Genomic DNA, 23,077 nt, shown 5'->3' on the forward strand with positions numbered 1-23,077 from the left:
ATTATTTTTTTTCTAAGAGCGCCATGTAAAACCCGTCGAAACCAGATATGTGTGCGAACACTTTTTTATCTGAGACAAAAGTAAACTCTTTTCCTGCTTCCGATGTTAAGAAAGTATTAACTTGATCTTGATTTTCTGAAGGTAGAATAGAACAAGTGGCATACACCATTTTTCCTCCTGGTTTTACCATTTTAGAGTATTGTTGCAAAACCTCTTGTTGTACTTTTTTAATATTGTTTATAAATTCTGGTTGTAATTTCCACTTAGAATCTGGGTTTCTACGAATAACGCCTAAACCAGAACAAGGTGCGTCTATTAAAACTCTGTGTGCTTTGCCATATAATTTTTTAATAGGTTTTGTAGAATCTATCACACGCATATCTATATTATGTGCTTTGTTTCTCTTGGCTCTAACTTTTAATTTACGAAGCTTACTCTCGTAAATATCCATCGCAATTATTTGTCCTTTATTTTCCATTAATGCTGATAAATGCAAGGTTTTACCACCAGCACCTGCACAAGTATCAACCACTTTCATACCTGGTTTTACGTCTAAATACGCAGCCACTAATTGAGAAGAAGCATCTTGTACCTCGAAAAAACCATTGTGGAAAGCTTCTGTTTTAAAAACATTCGCTCTTTCTGGAAGTAACAAAGCATCTGGATGGTTTGGCACAAATTCTGTAATTACATTTTCTGCATGTAATTTCTTTTGAAGAATTTCTTTAGAAATATTTAAGGTATTTGTTCTTAAGATTACTTTTGCTTGTTCGTTTAAAGCTTTAATTTCTTTTGTCCAAACTTTTTCGCCCAATTCTGTAACACAAAGTTCGTCCATCCAATCTGGAATGGATTCTCTATATTTTCTTGTTTTAGACAATTCCGCAAAACGCCCTTTAATTCTTCTTTCTGGTACATTACCAATTTGGTTCCAATCTGGTAGTGCAATTCCTCTTAAAATACACCATACAGAAAATAAACGCCAAATATTATCTCTATCGTAAGGTAATTTTACTTCTGCAATTTCTGCGTATAAACGATTCCAACGAACAATGTCGTAAATGGTTTCTGCAACAAATTTACGGTCTCTTGCTCCCCAACGTTTGTCTCTTTTTAAGGCTTTTTCTACAGCTTTGTCTGCATAAACTCCTTCGTTAAATATGTCTCTAATACTGTCGATAACAGCAAATGTTAAATTTCTATGTAATCTCATTTTTCAATTATAAATCGAATGCAAAGATACGAGAAATAAAAGGTATTTTGGGTGTTGCTTTTAGATATCTATTACTGCATTTTTTACATAGAAAAAAGCCTTAAAACTTTTAAGTTTTAAGGCTTTTTATCAATTTTATAATTCTCGTTATTTTTTTACAAGAAATACTTTTTTACTAACTAAACCTTTATCTGTTTGAATATTTACAATATAAATAGCTTCAGATAAATTTTTAACTTTTAATCTGTTTTCAAATGAAGTTTTAAATGTGTTCCACGAAGCAACTTTTTGACCTAATAAATTAAATAATATTGCTTTACGAATCTGTAAATTGGCATTATTTTGAAGTACCAACTCCTTATTATCATTATCTAAAAAGAGGGTAAATTCTTTACTTAATGGAGTGTTAACATCATTTGTACTTAATACATTTTCTTGTTTAAATGTTATAAAGAATCTTCCTGAATAGGTTCCTTTTTTTAATTGTAAAGCAATTTCATTATTATTAGATAAAGAATAGGTTTTGTTTTCTAATTTATCTTTTAAAAAGATTTCTCTTTTTATTCCAAAAGAGTCATCTATCTTTAGAATGTTCGTTCCATCGTAGTTCATTACAATTTCAAAAGGTATTTCTAAATCATTAGAAATATTTTGAATACCAGCGATTACGTATTTATTACTATTATCTGGAAATTTCCAATAAATGTCTGTTTCGTTTAAATCGTAAATAGGACTGTCGTAACCTTTATCGAAATTAAAGGTATTATTTTGGCTGAAAGAGACACCAATTTGCCTATGTAAACTTTCTCCATCACTATTTACAAAGTCCATACCTAATTTTATTAAAGGAAGTTTGTTAAAATCTCCATTATCGTTTGAGGTTTTGTTCGCTTTTTTAGCAGATTTAAAGAATACAGCATTTCCTGAGGCTTCTGTTACAAATTGTCTTTGACTGTTGTTAAATACAATTGGACCACCATTAGAATCTCCACCAATAAAGAAACCTTGACCAATTGGTACGTAAGTTCCAGGAGTTTTATAAACAGAAGCATCTGTACCAGAGGAAGGTGCACAAGAAATATCTCCATCATCATCACTAATAATAATATTATCTAGAGAAAATTGGTTTGCATTAAGTGCTTCTAAACGAATTGTGGCTCCAAAAATAATACAGTGATTTATTGTAAATGTTGTATAATTTGAACTTGCTGGTAAATTGTATGTATTTATAACATTGCCATTCACACGTAATTCTATAGATTTACCAGAAGGTGCTACATACGTTAAATCTAACTTATCTGTTGCTCTGGTAATGGTTTTAAACTCTATATAGCTACTGTTGTTATTTAAAGTTACAACATTATTTGAATTACCAGCAATTGTGGTTCCGTTAGTATCTGCATTTTCTGCTTCTATGGTAATGTTATAAGCGCCAACAGCGGGTTTTCTAACGTTAGTAACACCCATAGAAAGGTTTAAAGTTGCATAACCACCAATATAACCAGCATAACGATGCCCGTCAATAGCTTCTGCTGTACTTTCTTCTCCTACATGTTGCCAGAAGTACAAACTTCCATCAATTGAGTTTAAATTATCTTTTATAAATTTTAAACCGTTTAATGAAGAGGGGAAGGGGTTTCCTAATAAATAAGATTCGTTAGCACCAACAGAGGTTGTATATTCACCATCATTAGGATTACCAACATATGTATAGTTTTGTGCAACACCAGGCCCTTTAAAAATGAAACCATCTGTAGGTGCAATTGTTCCATTTTTAGCTTTTTTAACCCAACTAGCTCTTGTTCCATTTGAACTTGCGAAAGTATAAATCCATCTATCTGCAATATTTATTGGGGTTCCAACACTACCATCGAAGCCACCTACAAAATTTATATTTCTAGCAATATTAGAAGTGCCTTGTCCAACAACACCTGTATGTGTAACTGGGTTTGTACCATCTTTAAAAACACTTTCTACACTATAAGTAGAATTACCTAAAGTAGTTACTGGAGAACTCATATAATTATATCTGTAGATACTTGCTAAATCCGAATTTTGCTCAACATATAATTTTCCATTCCCAGTAATATCGGCTACACCAGTATGTGATTGTACCAATTGACTATTCCCAATCAAACGAATTTCTGCATTGTTTGCAATGTTAACATTGTTCGTTACAATTAAAGGTTGATTGTCTAATGATAATATATTAGCGCCTAAAACCTCTAATTTACGAGCACTTAATCTTACATTTTCGTGTTTGTAATTCCCATTTACAGAAACATATCTAGATCTATCAGGAAAACCATTGTTCCAGCTTGTTCCATTGTAAATCGTTTTTTCTATTCTGTGTAATCCTAATAATGTGTTTGCATTTGTATTAGAACTCGCAATTTCTGAAATTAAAGGATCGTGAGGATGTCTTTCTGCAGCTGTACCTGTTAAAAAAGTGTATGGGCTTAAAGCATCGTCTATAAAAACTACCCATTCGTTAGGTGTATAATTGGGGTTTGTTGTTAGGGTTTCGTCTATTCTAACAAATGAGGTTTTATTAGGAAAGTTTCGAATAACATCATATCTATCTGCCCAAGATGTTTTTAGTATGCTAGGAGAGAGCGTTATAATGTCGTTACCATCTTTTATATCTGTTATAATATTATTATTTATAACTGTAGCATCACCATCTATATTTGTAATAATGTTGTTTGAGTTTTTAAATAAAACAGATTTTTTTGGAGCTAATATGGTTGGGATAGTAAATGTAACATCTGGAATTACATCTGTTAAGTCTCCTGTTTTATCTTTATACATTTGAACTTTAATCAAATTCGCATCAATAGGATTTGTGGAACTTATATTTGTAATTTCTATCCATTTTTCTGTGCCAAATTGATATACTTGTGTAATCATTGGTGTTCCTTGTGGGCCTCTTATATCTCTATAATCTAAATCTCCAAAAGGACTATTTACATCATTATCTGCATCTCCTAAATTAGCTGGAGCAGGAGGGTTGTGATTGTCGTTTACAGTAAAACCTGTAATGCTGGTGTCGTCATTATCATCAAAATTATTGTCTAAACCATCGTTGTCTGTATCTGTTCCAGATAAAATATTTGGAACACCAACCCCGTTTTCTGTAATGTCTAAATTACCATCATTATCTGTATCTGTGTCTATGTAATCTGGTGTATCTACACCATCTGTGTTTTCGGGATTTAAACCTATAAAACCTCCTGTTTCATAATTATCATCTACTCCATTATTGTTTGCGTCTGTTATAGCTGTACCAATACCACTAGGAGCTATATAACCTTTTGTAGGTTGTCCTTCTATATTGTCTGGAATTCCATCATCGTCTGCATCTATATCTAAATGATTTGGCAGCAGGTCTGTATCTGCATTTCTTGGGGTAGTTCCTGTACTAGCAGAACTAGGAATACCGTTAGTAGAAGTAGTTGTACCTACTGTACCATCTGCTTTACCATCTCTATTAGTATCTGTGCCACCAGATTCGATAACGTCTGGGATACCATCATTATCTGAGTCTAAGTCTAGATGATCTGAAATGCCATCTCCATCTGTATCTTTAAAAGCACATGTAGAGAAAGTACCTCCAGGTAATACAAGCATTTCCCTAATTGATCGTCCAAAATTTGTTCTGTTGGCAATGTTGTAAAAGACTAATCTTTTTGCATTTTTTAAATTTCCTAAATTAAAATCGTAAATGTTGTTGGAATCTCCTGACGCTCCAAAATCGAAAGCACCACTCGAATAAATTTCATTATTATCAATATCAAAAACTTTAATGCCTGTTATAGATCTCCACCCTTCGTTATTTCCAATTCCTCCTGCATCATTATAAAACTTTAAATTAGTATTTATATTGCTGTAAATTTCTTTAAAAGTAAACACTGCAGAATCTAATACTTGTGCATTAAAACTATAATCTGTTTCTGCATCACCTCCAATATTACCATCAATGGCACTGGTGTATGGATAATTGGGTTGGCTGGCTACACTTGCTCCGTTTTTGAAATATTCTAAACTACTAAATGTTGGGTTACTACCAGTATATGGAGCAATACATGTGGTTTCTGCGCTGTCTAAAATACCATCATTATCATCGTCTAAATCATTTTTATCTGCTATACCATCATTATCTGAGTCTAATCCAGAAACGTCTCTATAATCTATATTTCCACCAGTACTAATATCATTATCTGTATCTAAATAAGCATCTACAATATCTGCAGTATTTGTTATTATGTCTCCAGCACCAACACCATCATTAACAGTTGTTCCTAATACAGTAGAATCGTCATTGTTATCAAATTTATCATCTAAACCGTCTCCATCTGTATCTGCATTTTGCAATGAATTTGAGTCTCCGTTTTCATTAATATCTGTTATTGAATCATTGTCAGAATCAGAATCTATATAATCTGGGTTATCTTGATTGTCTGTATTAACTGGAGTGAGTCCTATATTGGTTCCAATTTCGTAATTATCATCTACACCATTTTGATTTATGTCTGTAATACCATTAGCTTTACCACTTGGTGCCACATAACCACTTGTAGTTTGTGCTTCTATATTGTCTGGAATACCATCATTATCTGCATCTATATCTAAATAATCTGGTATAGTATCTGTATCTTCGTTTCTTGGGGTAGTTCCTGTATTTGCAGAGCTTGGAATACCTTTAGTTGTAGAGGTTGTACCTACGACACCATCTGCTCTACCATCTTTATTGGCATCTGTTCCACCAGCTTCTATTACGTCTGGAATACCATCGTTATCTGAGTCTAAATCTAAATGATCTGCAATACCATCGCCATCTGTATCTCTTATAACATTTCCATTTTGTTCTACTGTATCTAAAATACCATCATTATCATCATCTAAGTCATCTCCATCTACTATACCATCATTATCTGAGTCGACACCTGGTATATCTCTGTAATCTACATCTCCACCAGTTGTAACATCTGCATCAGAATCCGTAAAATTGTCTGTTTGTGTATTATCAAATGAACCATTAGGATCTGAATAATCGTCTGCAGATTCTAAGGTATTTAATAACCCATTAGTACCTACAGCTCCTGTAACTTTACCTCCTAAGTTTGCTGGTGGTGTTGCAGAAGATTCTATAATATCAAAAGTAGTGTCATTATCGGAATCTAAATCTAAATAATCTGGATTGTCTGTATTGTCTGTGTTTTTTGGAGTAATTCCAAGAGAACCCACTCCTGTAGAACCTCCTGTAGGAGTAGTGTCATAGGCATTGTCTAAACCATCTTTGTCTGAGTCTAAACCAGTTGGTGCTATATAGTTATTTGTAGATTGCGCTTCTATATTGTCTGGAATACCATCATTATCGGAATCTAAATCTAAATAATCTGGTATTGTATCTCCATCTGTATCTCTAGAATTTACACAATTTATTTCTACTGTATATTCTAAAGCAAAATTACCTGCACAAAAATTACCAACACCAATATCAGTTGTTGCTTGTATGGTAATACTCGGAACACCACCTATATCAAATACAGTTAATGTTCTATTAACAAAAGGAGATACAGCATCTAAATTAGTACTACATTGACCATTAGGTACTTGTAGGTTAGTATTTGTAACAGCATCTGGTCTACCTGCATTAAAACTTAAGCTAAAATTTTCATTAGGGTCGCCACCATCTATATCTCCTCTTGCACGAACATTACTAACGGTAACTAAATCTCCAGCAGAAAGCCCTAAAGAAGATACGTCTATATTTTGTACAGCACCAGTAGAACCTCCAGCATTATTTATTCTACTAGGTTGCGTTGTTAGAGCAACACCTGGACAAGCTCCTTCTGTAATATCTAAAATACCATCATTGTCGTTATCTATATCTACATTATCTGGTACACCATCGTTGTCTCCGTCTACAAAATCTTTACAAAATGTTAATCCTGAAATACCAGAACCATGAAAAGCACCTAAAGTACAACTATTGCAATCTTGCCAAAGTATTGTAATAGATTTTATTTTATCTATGTCAGAAAAATTAATACCTATATTATCGTTATCACCAATAGTAGAAACATTGTTAGAATCTATAATACCAGTACTTTCATCGGATGTATATGTGGCATTGACTGAATTTGTAAAAGTTGGAAAAATGGTATTATTAAAATTATCTGTAGCTTTAATTGTATATTTATCTCCATTAGGATTAGAACTATTTACGTGTAATAAATCGAAACCAACAGCATATACAGGAGTACTAAAAGTTATTGTAATGGTAATACCTGCACCAGTAGTAAAACCATTTGTATAAAACTGTAATGTTTCAGTTGGTTCTGCATCTGCACCAACAGCAGGAGAATTTGTAGTAGAGGTACTATTTCGCCATTTTTCTAAATCTCCTGTTTCTCCAGAAAATGTATAGGTAATATTAACACCACTACCATCTACATTATTTAGTGTTTTGATTAAATCTCCATCTGTCCAATCGAAATCATTATTTCCGGAAGGCGTTTTGCTCCAAATAAAATTAGAAGCATTATCATTACAACTACTATGTAAGTATTGTGCGTAAGAATTTATTGAAAAAAAAGCGATTATTATAAAGCTTATTTTTTTTAAATTAATTATTCGTTTATGTAATTTTTTTTTCATACAATTAGCCATAATTTTATTTATTTAACAAAAATAGTAATTCTCTTTGATATATTAGACCCTATAATTAGTTTTAAGTCACATAATTACTTACGTAATAAACTTGTAAGTGGTTTTTACTTACACAAAAATGTTTGTATAAAGTTTACTATATTCTCTTTATTTTTGTAATATATTATAAATTAAGAAAATTGAATTTAAACTACCCAATTACATATATTAAAGGAATAAGTGTACAAAGAGCTGCTTTGATTTATACAGAATTGGGCATAAAAACTTGTAATGATTTATTAAATTTTTTTCCTTTTAGATATATTGATAAAACCCAGTTTTATGCTATTAAAGATTTGCAACCCAATTCCTCGGAAGTTCAAATTGTGGGGAAAATTACACGTATAAAATCTGTCGCTCAAAAGAGAGGAAGCAGATTGGTAGCAACTTTCCAAGATGTTTCTGGAACGATGGAATTGGTTTGGTTTAAAGGGCAAAAATGGATTAAGGATTCACTTAAAATTAACGAACCTTATGTGGTTTATGGAAAATTGAACCATTATAATGGTAATTTTAGCATTCCACATCCAGAAATAGAACTGGTAACAGAGTACAAGAAAAAGTTGCAAACCAAAATGCAACCAGTGTATTCTTCCACAGAAAAATTAACAAATTCTGGCATTTCTAATAAGATGTTGCGTAATTATATTCAGAATTTATTACAACAGTTTTACGATGGAATTCAAGAAAGTTTATCGCAAGAAGTTTTAGACGATTTTAAATTGATGAAAAAAAAGGATGCACTGTTAAACGTACATTTCCCTAAAAGTCAAGAAAATTTAGCCAAAGCACAAAATAGACTAAAATTCGAAGAACTTTTTTTTATCCAATTACAATTATTGCGTAAGAAACTCATCAACAAAACAAAAAATAAAGGATTTATATTTGAAACCGTTGGTAAAGTATTTAACCAGTTTTATAACGAAAAGTTACCTTTCGAGTTAACAAATGCTCAAAAAAGAGTATTGAAAGAAATTCGAAAAGATGTAGCTACAGGAACACATATGAATCGTCTTTTACAAGGAGATGTTGGTTCTGGAAAAACAATTGTTGCTTTGTTAACCATGCTTTTAGCGATTGATAATGGTTTTCAAGCAACAATTATGGCACCAACAGAAATTTTGGCAAATCAGCATTACACAGCAGTTTCCGAACTTTTAGAAGGAATGGATATTAAGGTCGATATTCTTACAGGTTCTGTAAAAACCAAAAAACGAAGAGAAATTCATGCTGGTTTAGAAGATGGAATGCTTCATATTTTAGTAGGAACACATGCTTTGTTGGAAGATAAAGTACAATTCAAAAATTTAGGAATTGCTATTATTGATGAGCAACATAGATTTGGGGTAAAACAGCGCTCACAATTATGGAAAAAAGGAGGAAAGGTTGAAGGTTTTTCTCTTCCTCCCCACATTTTAGTAATGACAGCAACACCCATTCCAAGAACTTTGGCAATGTCTGTTTATGGAGATTTAGATATTTCTGTAATAGATGAATTACCTCCAGGAAGAAAAGAAGTAAAAACGATACATCGTTTTGATAGCAACAGATTATCTGTATTTAAATTTATGAAAGATGAAATTGCGAAAGGGCGACAAGTTTATTTGGTGTATCCATTAATTGAAGAATCTGAAGCCATGGATTATAAAGATCTAATGGATGGGTATGAAAGTGTTTCGAGAGAGTTTCCTTCGCCAAAATATCAAATTAGTATTGTGCATGGAAAAATGAAACCAGCAGATAAGGATTTTGAAATGCAGCGTTTTGTAAAAGGTGAAACTCAAATCATGGTTGCAACAACTGTAATTGAAGTTGGTGTAAATGTGCCCAATGCAAGTGTTATGATTATAGAAAGTGCAGAACGTTTTGGACTTTCTCAATTACACCAGTTAAGAGGAAGAGTTGGGCGAGGAGCAGACCAAAGTTATTGTATATTATTATCGAGTTACAAATTATCTGAAGAAGGCAAAACACGATTAAAAACAATGGTAGAAACTACAGATGGTTTTAAAATAGCAGAAGTAGATTTAAAACTACGTGGCCCTGGAAATTTAATGGGAACACAACAAAGTGGTGTTTTAAATATGAAGATTGCAGATGTTGTAAAAGATTCTAAAATTTTAGTAGCTGCAAGAAATACAGCAATTTCAATTTTACAAGAAGATAGTAACTTGTCTCTTGAAAAAAACATACCTATAAAACAAGCATATACAAAAATGACCAAATCGTCTAAGATTTGGTCGAATATAAGTTAATTGGTAGCACTATTAATTTTGCCAAGGTTTGTGGTTTTTTGCTTTAGGACCTATTAATTTTCTAATTTTTGTTTTTTTTGCTAAAACAATTTTAGTCTCAGATTTCTTTCGATTCCAAATTTTTAGATTTTTTGCTTCAGAGCCTTTTAAATCTATATGTTTTAGTGTATTTAATTTTATAACAGTAGATACTTTTTTATGTTTCCAGTATTTATAGTTTTTTGCTTTTGAGCCTAAAACTATTTTTTTACTCTGTGCAACTGTATTGAAACCGATTAAAATTGCTGTAAAAAATAATATCTTTTTCATAAGTAATATTAAAAAAATGACTGAAATAATAGTACTACAAAAATAAAAATATTTTTTATAAATATTAATAATTTACAAGTGTAACAATTTATACAACAATTAAAAATTTAAATATTAAAATTAAAACTGTTAAATAATTGTTGTTTCTGTAAATAGAGTACATAAAAAAAACCAAGCAAAAGTCTCGGTTTTAGATGTTTTAAAGAGAAAATAAAACTTACTTCGTTTCTTCCTTTACTTCTGCTTTATCTGCAACAATTCTTTTATCCATATTTGCAACTTCCCAAGCAGTATAAAAAACCAAACGCGTTCTGTTTTCTAGCAGCTCGTAGTTAATTTTGTCTGGAGTATCAGTAGGTTTGTGATAATCTGCATGTGTTCCGTTGAAATAGAAAATAATTGGTACATTATTTTTTGCAAAATTATAATGATCAGATCTATAGTAAAATCTATTAGGATCATTCTCATCATTATATTTATAATCTAAATTAATATTCATATATTTTTTATTTACAGCTTCAGAAATGTTGTGTAACTCTGTACTCAATTTATCTGAACCAATTAAATACACGTAATTTGGGTCTGCTTTGTGTCTATCGTCAATTCTACCAATCATATCTATATTTAAATCGCAAACAGTATTTGCTAATGGAAAAATAGGATCTACATCTGTATAGTATTTAGAACCTAATAAACCTTTTTCTTCACCTGTTACGTGTAAAAATAGAATAGAACGTTTTGGACCTTTCCCTGCTTTTTTAGCCATTTGAAAAGCTTGTGCAATTTCTAAAATAGCTACTGTTCCAGAACCATCATCATCTGCGCCATTATAAATTTCTCCGTTTTTAACTCCTTCGTGATCTAAATGTGCAGAAATTACTACAATTTCATCTGGTTTTTCTGAACCTTTAATAAATGCAACAACGTTTTCAGAAGCTTTTAAAGGAGTTCTTCTTTTACGTTTGTTTAAAAATGCTGCAGGAACTTCTTGGAAATAATCATCTCCCCCTAAAGGAGAAGCGATTCCTTCAGAAACATAAAAATTCTTTAAATATTCAACAGCTTTTTTCTGTCCTGGTTCACCAGTATTTCTTCCTTCAAATTCATCTGAAGCGTACGTAAATAAGTGTGCACCTAAGTCTTTTGCAGTAATGCTTTTGGCATATTTTGCAGCTTGATCTACATTTGCATCATCATTAGATACATTTTTACTAGAACCACAAGCCATAAAAGCGACTGCACTAGCAACATAAAGTATTTTTTTCATCGATTAAAAAAGTATTTTGTTTGTTGTTATTAAGTAACCAAATGTAACAAAAAGTTACAAGTACATCAAAATTAATTTTTGTTGATGACAAACTGTTGTAACATTTTGTTAAAATTTATGATATCTTTAGGAAACAAATCGTCAAAAGCGTTTTTTTCTATTAATTCTGATGAAGTTCCAGAAATTATAGCGTTCTCTGTTAAAAGAATAATTTCATCCGATAATTGAATTGCCAAATTAACTTCGTGAGTAGATATTAAGATTGTTTTCGAGGTTTCTGCAACCAATTTTTGTAAAAGAGAAAATATTTTTAATGTATGATGCATATCTAAATGAGCAGTGGGTTCATCTAAAATAATAATTTTGGTGTCTTGTGCCAAAGCTCTCGCAATTAAAACACGTTGTAATTGTCCGTCACTTAACTCGTAAAATCGATTATTCTTTAAATGCGCTATTTCTGTTTGTTCGAGGGCAAGGTTTACTTTCTCGATATCTTTTTCGGAGAGCTTATCAATCCAATTTGTATAAGGTTGTCTTCCAAGTGCAGTGAGTTCAAAAACAGTTAATTGGCTTTCAGGTAAACGTTCGGTTAGTACCAGACTTAATTTTGTGGAAAGTTCTTTTTCAGAATAGTCATTTAAGTTTTTATTTTCTAAAAAAACACTTCCATAAATAGGTTTTTGTACTTTAGAAATGGTTCGCAGTAAAGTGGATTTTCCAATGCCGTTTTTACCCAAAACACTAATTAGTTTTCCTTTTTCAATGGATAGATTTACATCAGAAAAAACAATTTTATCTTGTTTTTTTTGTCGATAACCGATTGTTAGATTTTCGGTTTTTAGGATGTTATTTTTGTTTTTGTTTTCGATTTTTTTGTTTTTTTAGTTTCAGAGTTTCAGAGTTTCAGAGTTTCAGAGTTTCAGAGTTTCAGAGTTTCAGAATTTCAAAGTCCAAATTCCACAACAACTCTATGTTTTCTATGTTTCTATGTGGTTAATTTCTATTTTCTATTCATAAACAAACTAGTTCTTTCCTTTTGGGAAGTTTAGGACGGGCTATACAAATATCCTCTTTTTACGAATCAACAACCAAATAACAACTGGTGCTCCAAAAAGCGATGTAATTGCATTAATTGGCAATGTAAATTCACTCGTTGGTAATTGTGCAATTCCGTCGCAAATTAATAAAATAATTGCACCTAAAACAGCAACTGCTGGTAACAATATTTTATGATTAGATGTCGAAAACAACATTCTTGCAATATGGGGCACAGCCAAACCAACAAAAGCAATAGGTCCAGAAAAAGCAGTAATAACACCAGTTAGTAAACTTGTAACTAACAAAACAATGTTTCTACTTTTCTTTACGTTTATGCCTAAACTTTTCGCATAATTTTCACCCAATAAAAAACTGTTTAAAGGCTTTATAATTGATATGGTTCCAAAAACACCTAAAACATAAATACAACTAAAAACAAGTATTTCGTTCCAAGAAAGATTTCCTAAACTTCCAAAACTCCAAAATAAATATTGCTGAATTTGTTCGGCTTCACTAAAATAAGCCAAAACACTAATAATTGCACCTGTTAAACTCCCAAACATCAACCCAATAATTAAAATGGACATCGTATTTCGAACTCTGTTTGCAGCAATAATTACAGCAGATAAAACTAAAAAAGCACCTAAACTCGCTGCAATTGGAAGCGACCAATTAGAAAATGAATTGGTTAAGAAAAATCCACCAAAAAGAGAGGATCCTAAAATTAGCAATGCCACTCCTAAACTTGCGCCAGAAGAAATTCCTAAAACAAAAGGACCTGCTAATGGATTTCTAAACAAGGTTTGCATTAACAAACCACAAATAGACAAACCAGAACCTACTAAAATAGCTGTAATTGCTTTTGGTAATCTAAAATGCAGAATTATAGTTTGCCAACTTTCCTTGGCAGAAAAATTGCCAATTAAAGTATTAAAAATATCTTTAAACGGAATGGAAACAGAACCCAAACTGATATTCACAAAAAACAAGACCACCAATAAAATGGATAGGATTATAAAATGTTTTTTGAATGATTTTTTTTCCATTTATAGCAGATGTTCTTGCCTGATTGAAGTGCAATTGAGACCTGATTTTAACTTCTCGACTGCGCTCGAAGAGACACTATTTATAATTAGTTAAAAATTCTACCAATTTTTTTATTGCAATTCCTCTGTGAGAAATTTTATTTTTTTCCTTAGGATTCATGGAAGCAAAAGATTCGCTAAAACCTTCTGGTTTAAAAATGGGGTCGTAACCAAAACCTTTTTCGCCTTGTTTTTCTGTTAGAATTTCACCTTTGCAAATTCCTTCAAATAGAAATTGCTTTCCATTTAAATTCAAACAAACAGCAGTTCTAAATTGTGCTTTTCTATTTTCTTTATTTTTTAATTCTGATAATAGTTTTTGCATATTATTTTCAGAATTGGCAGGTTCTCCAGCAAAACGTGCAGAGTAAACACCTGGTTTTCCATCCAAACTTTCAACTTCTAAACCTGTATCATCTGCAAAACAATTATAGCCAAATTTATTGGTAATATAATCTGCTTTCAACTTAGCATTGCCTTCTAAAGAAGTTTCGGTTTCATCTACTTCATCAAAACAATTAATATCTTTTAGGCCCAATAATTCTATGGAGTTAGGAAGCATTTCCTGAACTTCTTTTAGTTTATTTAGGTTGTTGGTTGCAAAAACGAGTTTCATACTCTATAATTCAAAGTTTAAAATTGAAAGTTCAAAGTTACAAAAGTTAAGACACGAATTTTACTAATTTCCTAAATTCAAGAAAATATTTTCTAAAAAGTATAAGTTTCTTCTCTTATTTATATTTAGTGAATACTAAACAAAAAGGTTAAGATAATATTCACTCATGATGATAAGGCTCTTTCTTTAAAATCGTAAAACCTCTATACAATTGTTCCACAATAAAAAGACGAATCATTTGGTGGGAAAATGTCATTTTAGATAAGGATATTTTTCCATTTGCTTTTTTATAAACGGCATCAGAAAAACCATAAGGACCACCAATTACCAAAACCAATTGTTTAATTCCTGCATTCATTTTTTTCTGAAGATATTGCGAAAATTCGATAGATGTAAAGTGTTTTCCTTTATCATCCAACAACACTAAAACATCTGTATTTTGTAGTTTGGATAAAATTAAATTGCCTTCCTTTTCTTTTTGCTGAATTTCACTTAAATTCTTTACATTTTTAATATCCGGAATTATCTCTAATTCGAACTTTATATAATGTTTTAATCGGTTTTGATATTCATCAATTAACTGAATTAAATTTTTATGATCAGTTTTACCAATGGCAAGTAATTTAATTTTCATAGTTTCTGTCTTGTTGAGTATTGCTTGAAATCAAAAAATATTTTGATTTTAGGTAGCGAACGAAGTTCACGAGACCTCATTAAAACCTCTCGACTGCGCTCGAGGAGACAAATATTGTCGCTACAAATTTATCAGTTTTAAAACATAAAATCATTAGAACTTCCTAAAAGTTGAAAATCATTGTTATTTTTACATCAGAATTAAACCATATTTATGATTTCAGAAGCACAATTTCAACACGAATTAGACCTTATTATAAAAAACGCCATTAGAGAAGATATTGGAGATGGAGACCATACTTCACTTTCTTGTATTCCTGCAGATGCTAAAGGAAAAGCAAAATTATTGGTAAAAGATGAAGGAATTATTGCTGGAGTTGCATTCGCAAAACAAGTTTTTTTTTATGTTGATAAAGACTTAAAAGTAGAAACTTTTATAAATGATGGCGAAAAAGTAAAATATGGCGATGTTGTTTTTTATGTTTCAGGGAAATCGCAATCCATTTTAATGGCAGAACGTTTGGTATTAAATGCGATGCAAAGAATGAGTGCAATTGCTACAAAAACCGCTTTTTTTGCAGATTTACTAAAAGGAACAAAAACCAAAGTTTTAGATACCAGAAAAACCACACCTGGCATTAGAGCTTTAGAAAAATGGGCAGTAAAAATTGGTGGTGGAGAAAACCACAGATTTGCTTTGTATGATATGGTTATGATTAAAGACAATCATATCGATTTTGCAGGCGGAATAACCCAAGCCATTACAAAAACCAAGAAATATTTAGCAGAAAAAGGCTTAGATATTAAAATAATTGTAGAAGCAAGAAGTTTAGAAGAAATTAAAGAAATTTTGTCTAACGAAGGTGTTTACAGAATATTAATTGATAATTTTAATTACGAAGACACTAAAAAAGCAGTGGACTTAATTGGAGACCAATGTTTAACAGAATCTTCTGGAGGAATCAACGAAAAAACCATTAGAAAATATGCAGAATGTGGTGTCGATTTTATTTCTTCAGGTGCATTAACACATTCGGTTTATAATTTAGATTTAAGTTTAAAAGCAATTTAACAGCTAAATGTCTGGTTGAGCGCAGTCGAGACCTTAATAATTATGGACAACTACTTTGACAGTGAAGAATATTCAAAAATCGATTTTACGAAAACGAAAATTAATAAAGGAGAATACGATAATTGTGTATTTACGAATTGTAACTTCGAGAACGTGCATGCGTCTAACATTCAGTTTGTGGAATGCGAGTTTATCGATTGTAACTTTAGCAATGCCATTGTAAAAGACACTGCTTTTAAAGATGTAAACTTTACAAATTGTAAGATAATAGGCCTAAAGTTTTATGAATGCAATTCGTTTTTATTGCAGTTTTCTTTTACAAATTGTCAATTGAATTTTTCATCTTTTTATCAATTAAAAATACCTAATACAGTTTTTAATAATTGTAATTTACAAGAAGTAGATTTTACAGAAACAATTGTAAATAGTGGCATTTTTAACAATTGCGATTTAAAAAATGCAATTTTTGAAAACACCAATTTAGAAAAATCAGATTTTAGATCTTCGTATAACTATACAATCAATCCAGAAAAAAATCGTTTAAAAAGTGCAAGGTTTAGTAAAGAGAATGTAGTAGGCTTATTAGCTGATTATAAAATTATTGTTGAATGAAAAAAGTAATTCTGTACGCTGTATTTTTTAGTTTAATTATTCTTTCTTGTAAAAAACAAGAAGTTGATCTTCCAATTTTTTCTTATTCGCTTTTAAAACATGATGTAAAAAATTTCAAATTACATATAAACGAAAAAAAATCTACTATTTATTACGAATATCTTCATCAAAAAGATACTATCAAAAAAATACTTTTAAAATATAATTCAGATAAAGATATTTTAATTTCAGATTTAGATACATTTCACTTTAATAAAAAAGTATATAATTCTAAAAGTTTAAAATTTAAGTTTTATCAAAGAAAAGAAAATACAAGTCATAATAGGTTTTTAGTTTTTAATGAAAATTATGGTCTTTTAGCGAATTTAGCTTATGGAGCAGACTGTTTATTTTTAAAAGACTCAATATCAATAACCGATAAAGAATTACTTTTTAAAGAGTTATTTTTGCAACTGAATAAAATTAAATATTAAGTATTTTTCTCCTAGAGCCTGTATTGAACGCAGACGAAATAGGGAAATATCTAAAAGACAAAGGAGATAAAAGGGGTTTTATGACAAAAGAAATAGAAGACAATCTCGAAAAAGTTCCAATAATTGGAATTCTCGTTAAATTTGGAAAAAAAATAAAAATTCCAGGTTTAGAAGGGATGTCTCTATATGACGTTTTAGAAATGTATTTTATTGGAATTGTAGAAGGTGCATTAACAACTAGAGCTGGAGGGATTGCTTATAGTTTTTTTATGTCAATTTTCCCATTTTTACTTTTTGTACTAACCTTAATTCCTTTTGTGCCAATTAATGGCGCTCAAGAAGGTTTATTGTCTATAATTGCAGATGTTTTACCACCAAAAACTTTTGATGCTGTAGACTCTGTTTTGGTAGATATAATTAATAATCAATATGGAGGCTTGCTTTCTTTTGGATTTATAGGGTCTATTTTTTTAATGACCAATGGTGTAAATGCCATTTTTGGCGGTTTCGAATATTCGTATCACGTTAAAGTCGTTCGAAATGTATTTCGATCTTATTTTATAGCAATGCTCGTTTCTTTAGTAATTACTTTTTTTCTTCTATTAACAGTGGTTATTGTTGTTTTCTTCGAATTAGTTTTAAAAAATATGGTTTCTTTAAGTTGGATTCAACATAACATTATTTGGATTCAATTAGTACGAGGTTTTATTTTTATAACAATGATTTTTATTACAGTTTCCATGTTATACCATTATGGAACAAAAGAAGGAAAACATTCTCGTTTTTTCTCACCTGGATCCATTTTTACCACTATTTTGTCTATTTTAACGTTTTATCTTTTTAGCTTTTATGTAAACGAGTTTGCTAAATACAACGAACTATATGGCTCTATTGGAACACTTTTAATCTTAATGTTATTTATTTGGTTAAACGCAATTATTCTACTTTTGGGCTTTGAATTAAACGCCACAATTTACAGTTTAAGAAGACGAAATAAAACCTTTACAACACCCAAAAAATTATAACTTTTTCACGATATTTGCGAACGCAATTTTTAATTGCTAGTGTTAAATTTCGAGTGATTAGTTTTTAGTTGTAAGACTTAAAACTAAAGACCAACAATTAAAAACTATTTAATGAAACCAAGCATCCCAAAAGGAACCAGAGACTTTTCTCCAACAGAAGTTGCAAATCGTACGTATATCATAAATACGATAAAAACTACTTTTGAAACTTTCGGATTTCAACCCATTGAAACTCCGAGTTTTGAAAATGCATCAACTTTAATGGGAAAATATGGTGAAGAAGGAGATAGACTTATTTTTAAAATTTTGAATTCTGGAGATTATTTAAATAAAGTTGATGATAAATTACTTGCTGAAAAAGATAGTTTAAAACTCACTTCTCAAATCTCCGAAAAAGCACTTCGTTATGATTTAACAGTACCTTTTGCAAGATATGTTGTGCAACATCAAAATGAAATTACATTTCCTTTCAAACGTTATCAAGTCCAGCCAGTTTGGCGAGCAGACAGACCACAAAAAGGGCGTTTTAGAGAGTTTTTTCAATGCGATGCAGATGTTGTTGGTAGCCAATCTTTATGGCAAGAAGTAGAATTTATTCAATTATACGACACTGTTTTTACTCAATTAGGTTTAGAAGGAACGACTATCAAAATCAATAATCGAAAAATATTATCTGGAATTGCAGAAGTAATTGGCGCTCAAGATAAATTAATCGATTTTACAGTGGCTTTAGACAAGTTAGATAAGATGGGTCAAGAGAAAGTGGAACAAGAAATGCTTGATAAGGAAATCACAAAAGAAGCCATTGAAAAAGTACAACCTTTGTTTAGTTTTACAGGTTCTAATATTAATAAATTAGCTTCTTTAGAAAGCATGTTACAAACTTCGGAAGAAGGTACAAAAGGAGTAGAAGAGTTACGATTTGTAATAAATTCAATAGCTGAATTAGGTTTAAAATCAGCAAATTTAGAAGTAGATGTAACTCTGGCAAGAGGTTTAAATTATTATACAGGCGCAATTTTTGAAGTTGCTGCACCAAAAGGAGTGAAAATGGGTTCCATTGGAGGTGGAGGAAGGTATGACGATTTGACAGGAATTTTTGGTTTAAAAGATGTCTCTGGAGTTGGAATTTCATTTGGTTTAGACAGAATTTATTTAGTTTTAGAAGAATTAGGTTTGTTTAAAACTGTAGATTTGCCAAAACCAAAAGTGTTATTTGTTAATTTTGGAGAAAATGAAGCATTATTTTGTATGAAAGCAATTGCTGCATTAAGGAAAAATGATGTGAAATCAGAATTATACCCAGATTCCGCAAAAATGAAAAAGCAAATGAATTACGCTAATAAGCGTGAAATTGAATTTGTAGTATTGGTAGGTTCTCAAGAGATTGAAAAACAAGAATTTACATTAAAAAATATGGTTTCTGGAGAACAATCTAAATTATCTTTAAGAGAATTAGTAAATCAATTAAAAGCATAAGAAATTATAGTTTTATAATTATAATTTATTAAGAATTAAAAATAATACGTTGCAAACACGTAAATTTGCATTTTAATAAACGATTGAAATGTTTGAATTGAACAGCAAAATGAATGACGAAAGAATTGAAGAAATAGGTGATAATCACGTAGCAACTTCTGCGAAAACTCCATTAAGAGCAGATGCTTTTACTATTTCTGACGAAGAAAAAATAAATAAAATCCAAGAAAGTGTAAAGGATATTTTACATACTTTAGGAATGGATTTAGAAGACGATAGTATTCAGGGAACCCCAAAAAGAGTTGCAAAAGCATTTGTAAACGAAATTTTTATGGGATTGAATCCTGCAAATATGCCAAATCCATCTACATTCGACAATAATTACAATTATGGTGAAATGTTGGTAGAAAAAAATATTGTGGTGTATTCTACTTGCGAGCATCATTTATTGCCAATTATTGGTAGAGCGCACGTTGCTTACATTTCTAATGGAAAGGTAATTGGACTTTCTAAAATGAATAGAATTGTAGAGTATTTTTCTAAAAGACCACAAGTGCAAGAGCGTTTAACAATGCAAATTGTGCAAGCGATGCAAGAAGCTTTAGGAACGCAAGATGTTGCTTGTGTTATAGATGCAAAACATTTATGTGTAAATTCGAGAGGCATAAAAGATATTGAAAGTTCCACAGTAACATCTGAATTTGGTGGAAAGTTTAAAGAGAAAGAAACTAAAAAAGAATTTTTACAGTATTTACAAATGGATACTAATTTTTAAGAATTCAATTCTATCTTATCATATTAAAAAAAAATCTGAAATTAATATTTAAAATATCGTAAACCAACTACAACGATAATTATTATTCTATACAAGAATTCAATGAAAATTATAGATTTATCAAAACCAATTAAGTATACTAAATCTGACCCTTGGTTTATGAAAGTAAAAATCAAGCATAAACCACACAGGAAAGCAGGTTTGCTGTTACGTTTTTTGGGATTGCCAAAAAAATTATTTCCAAAAGGATTCGAGGGTTGGGCAGATGATACTATAAAAAAAATGGGAGTGCATTCAACAACACATATTGATGCACCTTGGCATTATTCTCCTACTGTGAATGGAGAGCGTGCCAAAACAATAGACGAAATTCCTTTAGATTGGTGTTATGGTGATGGTATTGTTATTGACATGAAACATAAAAAGGACTTTGATCCAATTACCGTTTTAGATATACAGGACTTCTTAAACAAGGAAAAATTATCTCTAAAAGAAGGAATGATTGTGTTAATTAAGACAGGTCGAGATGTTTATAACGGAACGAAAAATTTCCCAGACATAGGAACTGGAATGAGCGCAAAAGCTACTGAATGGTTAATTGATAAAGGAATTAAGGTAATGGGCATTGATTCATGGGGTTGGGATTTACCATTAAAACACTTAATAAAAAAAGCCAAAGAAAATAATGATTCTGAATTATTTTGGGAAGCACACTTAGTAGGACAGCGAAAGGAGTATTGCCACATAGAGCAACTTGTAAATTTAGATGAGCTTCCTATTGTGGGATTTAAAATTGCAGTATTCCCACTAAAAATTGTTGGAGCTTCAGCTGCACCAGCCAGAGTCGTTGCTATAATTGAATAGATACTATTGCCAACAATGTACAGCCGAAATTAAGACGGATTCAACATTCCTAAAGTTTAATTATAAAGAAAAGCGTTAACAATCTCAAAAAAGAGAAGTTTTAGATTTGAATCCTCTTCTTGGGCGCTTTCATAAAACAACGAATCCCTTGTTTTTACGAGGGATTTGTTGTATTTTGTAGCTATAATAAACCCCGAAAATGGCCAATATAGGCAAAAAACGGGGTTTTAATTTCGACAATTATGAAAGTACGAAGAATTTCTGAAATGCAACACCGCATTTCAATTTTTTCCCCTCAGCGAGAATTATGATGCTCATTATGCGCGATTTTTAGAGGGAGATTTAGGTAAAATCTACTCTGCAATTCCTTGGAATGATTTAGTTAGCTCTTTTGGTATTTCTGAACAATCAAAAGGGAGAAACTATCTTTTTAGCCCTAAAGGAAGACTAGGTTTAATGTTTTTAAAACATTATGCTAATTGTTCAGATAGAAAATTGATTGAGCAACTAAACTCGAATTTAGACTATCAATTTTTCTGTGATATAGAACTAGGTTTTGAACGCTTAACAAACTATAAAATAGTGAGCCAAATACGTTGTGAATTAGCAGAGAAACTCGATATTAATTCCATAGAAAAAATTCTATTCAACTCTTGGAAAAACGAAATTGAAAACCCCAATCAAATTGTAATGGATGCTACTTGTTATGAAAGTGAAGTTCGTTACCCTAGCATCCAAAAATTACTTTGGGAGTCGGTTCATTGGTTGTACAATCAATTACGTAAAACCTGCTCTATATTAGGGGTTAAAATGATTAGAAGTAAATATATCAAGTGGAAAAAACGTTATCAAGGATTTAGTAAAATGCGAAGAAAAACCAAGTCGAAACGTATTTCATTAACCCGAGGTTTACTCAATCTGTTAAGTAAATTTATCAACTTTGAAAAAAAGTTGTCAGAAAATCACAATATTGAGTTTATAGCTTTGTATTATAAGCGAATAAATACAATTCAAAGGATTTACAAACAACAAAAAGATCATTTTGATACAGGAGAAAAAATCAAAGATAGAATTGTAAGCATTCAAAAGGATTATATTCGTCCTATTGTTCGAGGAAAGGAAGTAAAACCTGTTGAATTTGGAGCAAAAGTTAACAAAGTTCAAATTGATGGAATTAGCTTTATCGAACATATTAACTTTAATGCATTTCATGAAGGAAATCGTTTTATTCAAACAGTCCAAAAAGCACAAGGATTAACTCGAAAAAAAGTAAAAATAGCTGGAGCAGATAAAATTTATGCCACCAATAAAAATAGAAAACACTGTAGTTCTAAGAACATAGAAACAGACTTTATCCCCAAGGGAAAAAAGCCGAAAAATCATAAAGAAAAAAAGCAACTTAGAGCTATTATCGCAAAAGAAAGAGCTACAAGATTAGAAGGTTCTTTTGGAAAGGATAAAGAATATTATCACTTACGAAAAATAAAAGCCAAAACTAAAAAGAATGAAATTCTATGGATATTCTTTGGAATACACACAGGGAATGCTCTTGAAATTGGCCGAAGAAAAATAGCTAAAACAGCACAACAAGTAGCCTAAATTTGAAGCATTGAATATAGTTTTATGGGAGAGGTATGTCTTGTTGGG

Annotated in this window: 17 protein-coding genes; 9 read left to right on the plus strand and 8 right to left on the minus strand. The window is 30.9% G+C overall.

Features of this window, described 5'->3' with window-relative positions; all coding sequences use genetic code 11:
• Position 1: 1 nt before the first annotated feature.
• Positions 2-1,213: an RsmB/NOP family class I SAM-dependent RNA methyltransferase gene (locus J3359_RS01640; protein ID WP_208079019.1), complete on the minus strand. Its 1,212-nt coding sequence runs from the start codon at positions 1,211-1,213 to the stop codon at positions 2-4.
• Between the two features lie 147 nt (positions 1,214-1,360).
• Positions 1,361-7,876, minus strand: coding sequence for a DUF8693 domain-containing protein (locus tag J3359_RS18565; protein WP_208079020.1), 6,516 nt, complete (start codon positions 7,874-7,876; stop codon positions 1,361-1,363).
• A gap of 191 nt (positions 7,877-8,067) precedes the next feature.
• Here J3359_RS18565 and recG point away from each other — a divergent pair, with 191 nt between their 5' ends.
• The gene (gene recG, locus J3359_RS01650) at positions 8,068-10,182 is read left to right on the plus strand and encodes an ATP-dependent DNA helicase RecG (RefSeq protein WP_208079021.1); all 2,115 of its coding nucleotides are present in this window, start codon (positions 8,068-8,070) and stop codon (positions 10,180-10,182) included.
• A 12-nt stretch (positions 10,183-10,194) separates the two neighbouring features.
• On the opposite strand, the gene J3359_RS01655 is transcribed toward recG, so the two are convergent.
• The 6 genes from J3359_RS01655 to rlmH all read right to left on the minus strand — a co-directional run bounded on the left by J3359_RS01655 (position 10,195) and on the right by rlmH (position 15,131).
• A complete protein-coding gene (locus J3359_RS01655; RefSeq protein ID WP_208079022.1) occupies positions 10,195-10,491 on the minus strand; it encodes a hypothetical protein in 297 nt (98 codons plus the stop codon).
• Between the two features lie 217 nt (positions 10,492-10,708).
• Positions 10,709-11,758: a M28 family metallopeptidase gene (locus J3359_RS01660; RefSeq protein WP_208079023.1), complete on the minus strand. Its 1,050-nt coding sequence runs from the start codon at positions 11,756-11,758 to the stop codon at positions 10,709-10,711.
• Between the two features lie 71 nt (positions 11,759-11,829).
• Entirely contained in the window at positions 11,830-12,627 is a 798-nt protein-coding gene (locus J3359_RS01665; protein WP_208080389.1) for an ABC transporter ATP-binding protein, read from the minus strand.
• A 186-nt stretch (positions 12,628-12,813) separates the two neighbouring features.
• On the minus strand, positions 12,814-13,842 hold the full coding sequence (locus J3359_RS01670) for a FecCD family ABC transporter permease (protein ID WP_208079024.1): 1,029 nt from the start codon (positions 13,840-13,842) through the stop codon (positions 12,814-12,816).
• 76 nt (positions 13,843-13,918) lie between these two features.
• Positions 13,919-14,497: a non-canonical purine NTP diphosphatase gene (locus tag J3359_RS01675; protein WP_208079025.1), complete on the minus strand. Its 579-nt coding sequence runs from the start codon at positions 14,495-14,497 to the stop codon at positions 13,919-13,921.
• Positions 14,498-14,657: 160 nt separating this feature from the next.
• Positions 14,658-15,131: a 23S rRNA (pseudouridine(1915)-N(3))-methyltransferase RlmH gene (gene rlmH / locus J3359_RS01680; protein WP_208079026.1), complete on the minus strand. Its 474-nt coding sequence runs from the start codon at positions 15,129-15,131 to the stop codon at positions 14,658-14,660.
• 213 nt (positions 15,132-15,344) lie between these two features.
• Here rlmH and nadC point away from each other — a divergent pair, with 213 nt between their 5' ends.
• The 8 genes from nadC to J3359_RS01720 all read left to right on the plus strand — a co-directional run bounded on the left by nadC (position 15,345) and on the right by J3359_RS01720 (position 23,029).
• A complete protein-coding gene (nadC, locus tag J3359_RS01685; protein ID WP_208079027.1) occupies positions 15,345-16,202 on the plus strand; it encodes a carboxylating nicotinate-nucleotide diphosphorylase in 858 nt (285 codons plus the stop codon).
• A gap of 42 nt (positions 16,203-16,244) precedes the next feature.
• The gene (locus J3359_RS01690; RefSeq protein WP_208079028.1) at positions 16,245-16,814 is read left to right on the plus strand and encodes a pentapeptide repeat-containing protein; all 570 of its coding nucleotides are present in this window, start codon (positions 16,245-16,247) and stop codon (positions 16,812-16,814) included.
• Entirely contained in the window at positions 16,811-17,287 is a 477-nt protein-coding gene (locus J3359_RS01695) for a hypothetical protein (RefSeq protein WP_208079029.1), read from the plus strand. The genes J3359_RS01690 and J3359_RS01695 overlap by 4 nt, the downstream gene beginning before the upstream one ends.
• A gap of 80 nt (positions 17,288-17,367) precedes the next feature.
• The gene (locus J3359_RS01700; RefSeq protein ID WP_208079030.1) at positions 17,368-18,312 is read left to right on the plus strand and encodes a YihY/virulence factor BrkB family protein; all 945 of its coding nucleotides are present in this window, start codon (positions 17,368-17,370) and stop codon (positions 18,310-18,312) included.
• A 111-nt stretch (positions 18,313-18,423) separates the two neighbouring features.
• On the plus strand, positions 18,424-19,791 hold the full coding sequence (hisS, locus tag J3359_RS01705; protein ID WP_208079031.1) for a histidine--tRNA ligase: 1,368 nt from the start codon (positions 18,424-18,426) through the stop codon (positions 19,789-19,791).
• A 109-nt stretch (positions 19,792-19,900) separates the two neighbouring features.
• Positions 19,901-20,566 carry a GTP cyclohydrolase I FolE gene (gene folE / locus J3359_RS01710; RefSeq protein ID WP_437440106.1) on the plus strand — a complete coding sequence of 222 codons (666 nt, stop codon included), beginning with the start codon at positions 19,901-19,903 and terminating at the stop codon, positions 20,564-20,566.
• Positions 20,567-20,668: 102 nt separating this feature from the next.
• Positions 20,669-21,430: a cyclase family protein gene (locus J3359_RS01715; RefSeq protein WP_208079033.1), complete on the plus strand. Its 762-nt coding sequence runs from the start codon at positions 20,669-20,671 to the stop codon at positions 21,428-21,430.
• A 351-nt stretch (positions 21,431-21,781) separates the two neighbouring features.
• Positions 21,782-23,029, plus strand: a complete 1,248-nt coding sequence (locus tag J3359_RS01720; protein ID WP_496559666.1) for a transposase — start codon at positions 21,782-21,784, stop codon at positions 23,027-23,029.
• Positions 23,030-23,077 lie beyond the last annotated feature (48 nt).

This window comes from Polaribacter cellanae, assembly GCF_017569185.1.
GTDB lineage: Bacteria > Bacteroidota > Bacteroidia > Flavobacteriales > Flavobacteriaceae > Polaribacter > Polaribacter cellanae.

Coding starts and splice junctions, on each gene's coding strand:
- nadC (WP_208079027.1), top strand. CDS start 15,345: ATGATTTCAGAAGCACAATTTCAACACGAATTAGACCTTATTATAAAA.
- J3359_RS01715 (WP_208079033.1), top strand. CDS start 20,669: ATGAAAATTATAGATTTATCAAAACCAATTAAGTATACTAAATCTGAC.
- J3359_RS01690 (WP_208079028.1), top strand. CDS start 16,245: ATGGACAACTACTTTGACAGTGAAGAATATTCAAAAATCGATTTTACG.
- J3359_RS01675 (WP_208079025.1), bottom strand. CDS start 14,497: ATGAAACTCGTTTTTGCAACCAACAACCTAAATAAACTAAAAGAAGTT.
- folE (WP_437440106.1), top strand. CDS start 19,901: ATGAATGACGAAAGAATTGAAGAAATAGGTGATAATCACGTAGCAACT.
- J3359_RS01655 (WP_208079022.1), bottom strand. CDS start 10,491: ATGAAAAAGATATTATTTTTTACAGCAATTTTAATCGGTTTCAATACA.
- rlmH (WP_208079026.1), bottom strand. CDS start 15,131: ATGAAAATTAAATTACTTGCCATTGGTAAAACTGATCATAAAAATTTA.
- J3359_RS01660 (WP_208079023.1), bottom strand. CDS start 11,758: ATGAAAAAAATACTTTATGTTGCTAGTGCAGTCGCTTTTATGGCTTGT.
- hisS (WP_208079031.1), top strand. CDS start 18,424: ATGAAACCAAGCATCCCAAAAGGAACCAGAGACTTTTCTCCAACAGAA.
- J3359_RS18565 (WP_208079020.1), bottom strand. CDS start 7,876: ATGAAAAAAAAATTACATAAACGAATAATTAATTTAAAAAAAATAAGC.
- J3359_RS01700 (WP_208079030.1), top strand. CDS start 17,368: ATGACAAAAGAAATAGAAGACAATCTCGAAAAAGTTCCAATAATTGGA.
- J3359_RS01695 (WP_208079029.1), top strand. CDS start 16,811: ATGAAAAAAGTAATTCTGTACGCTGTATTTTTTAGTTTAATTATTCTT.
- J3359_RS01670 (WP_208079024.1), bottom strand. CDS start 13,842: ATGGAAAAAAAATCATTCAAAAAACATTTTATAATCCTATCCATTTTA.
- J3359_RS01640 (WP_208079019.1), bottom strand. CDS start 1,213: ATGAGATTACATAGAAATTTAACATTTGCTGTTATCGACAGTATTAGA.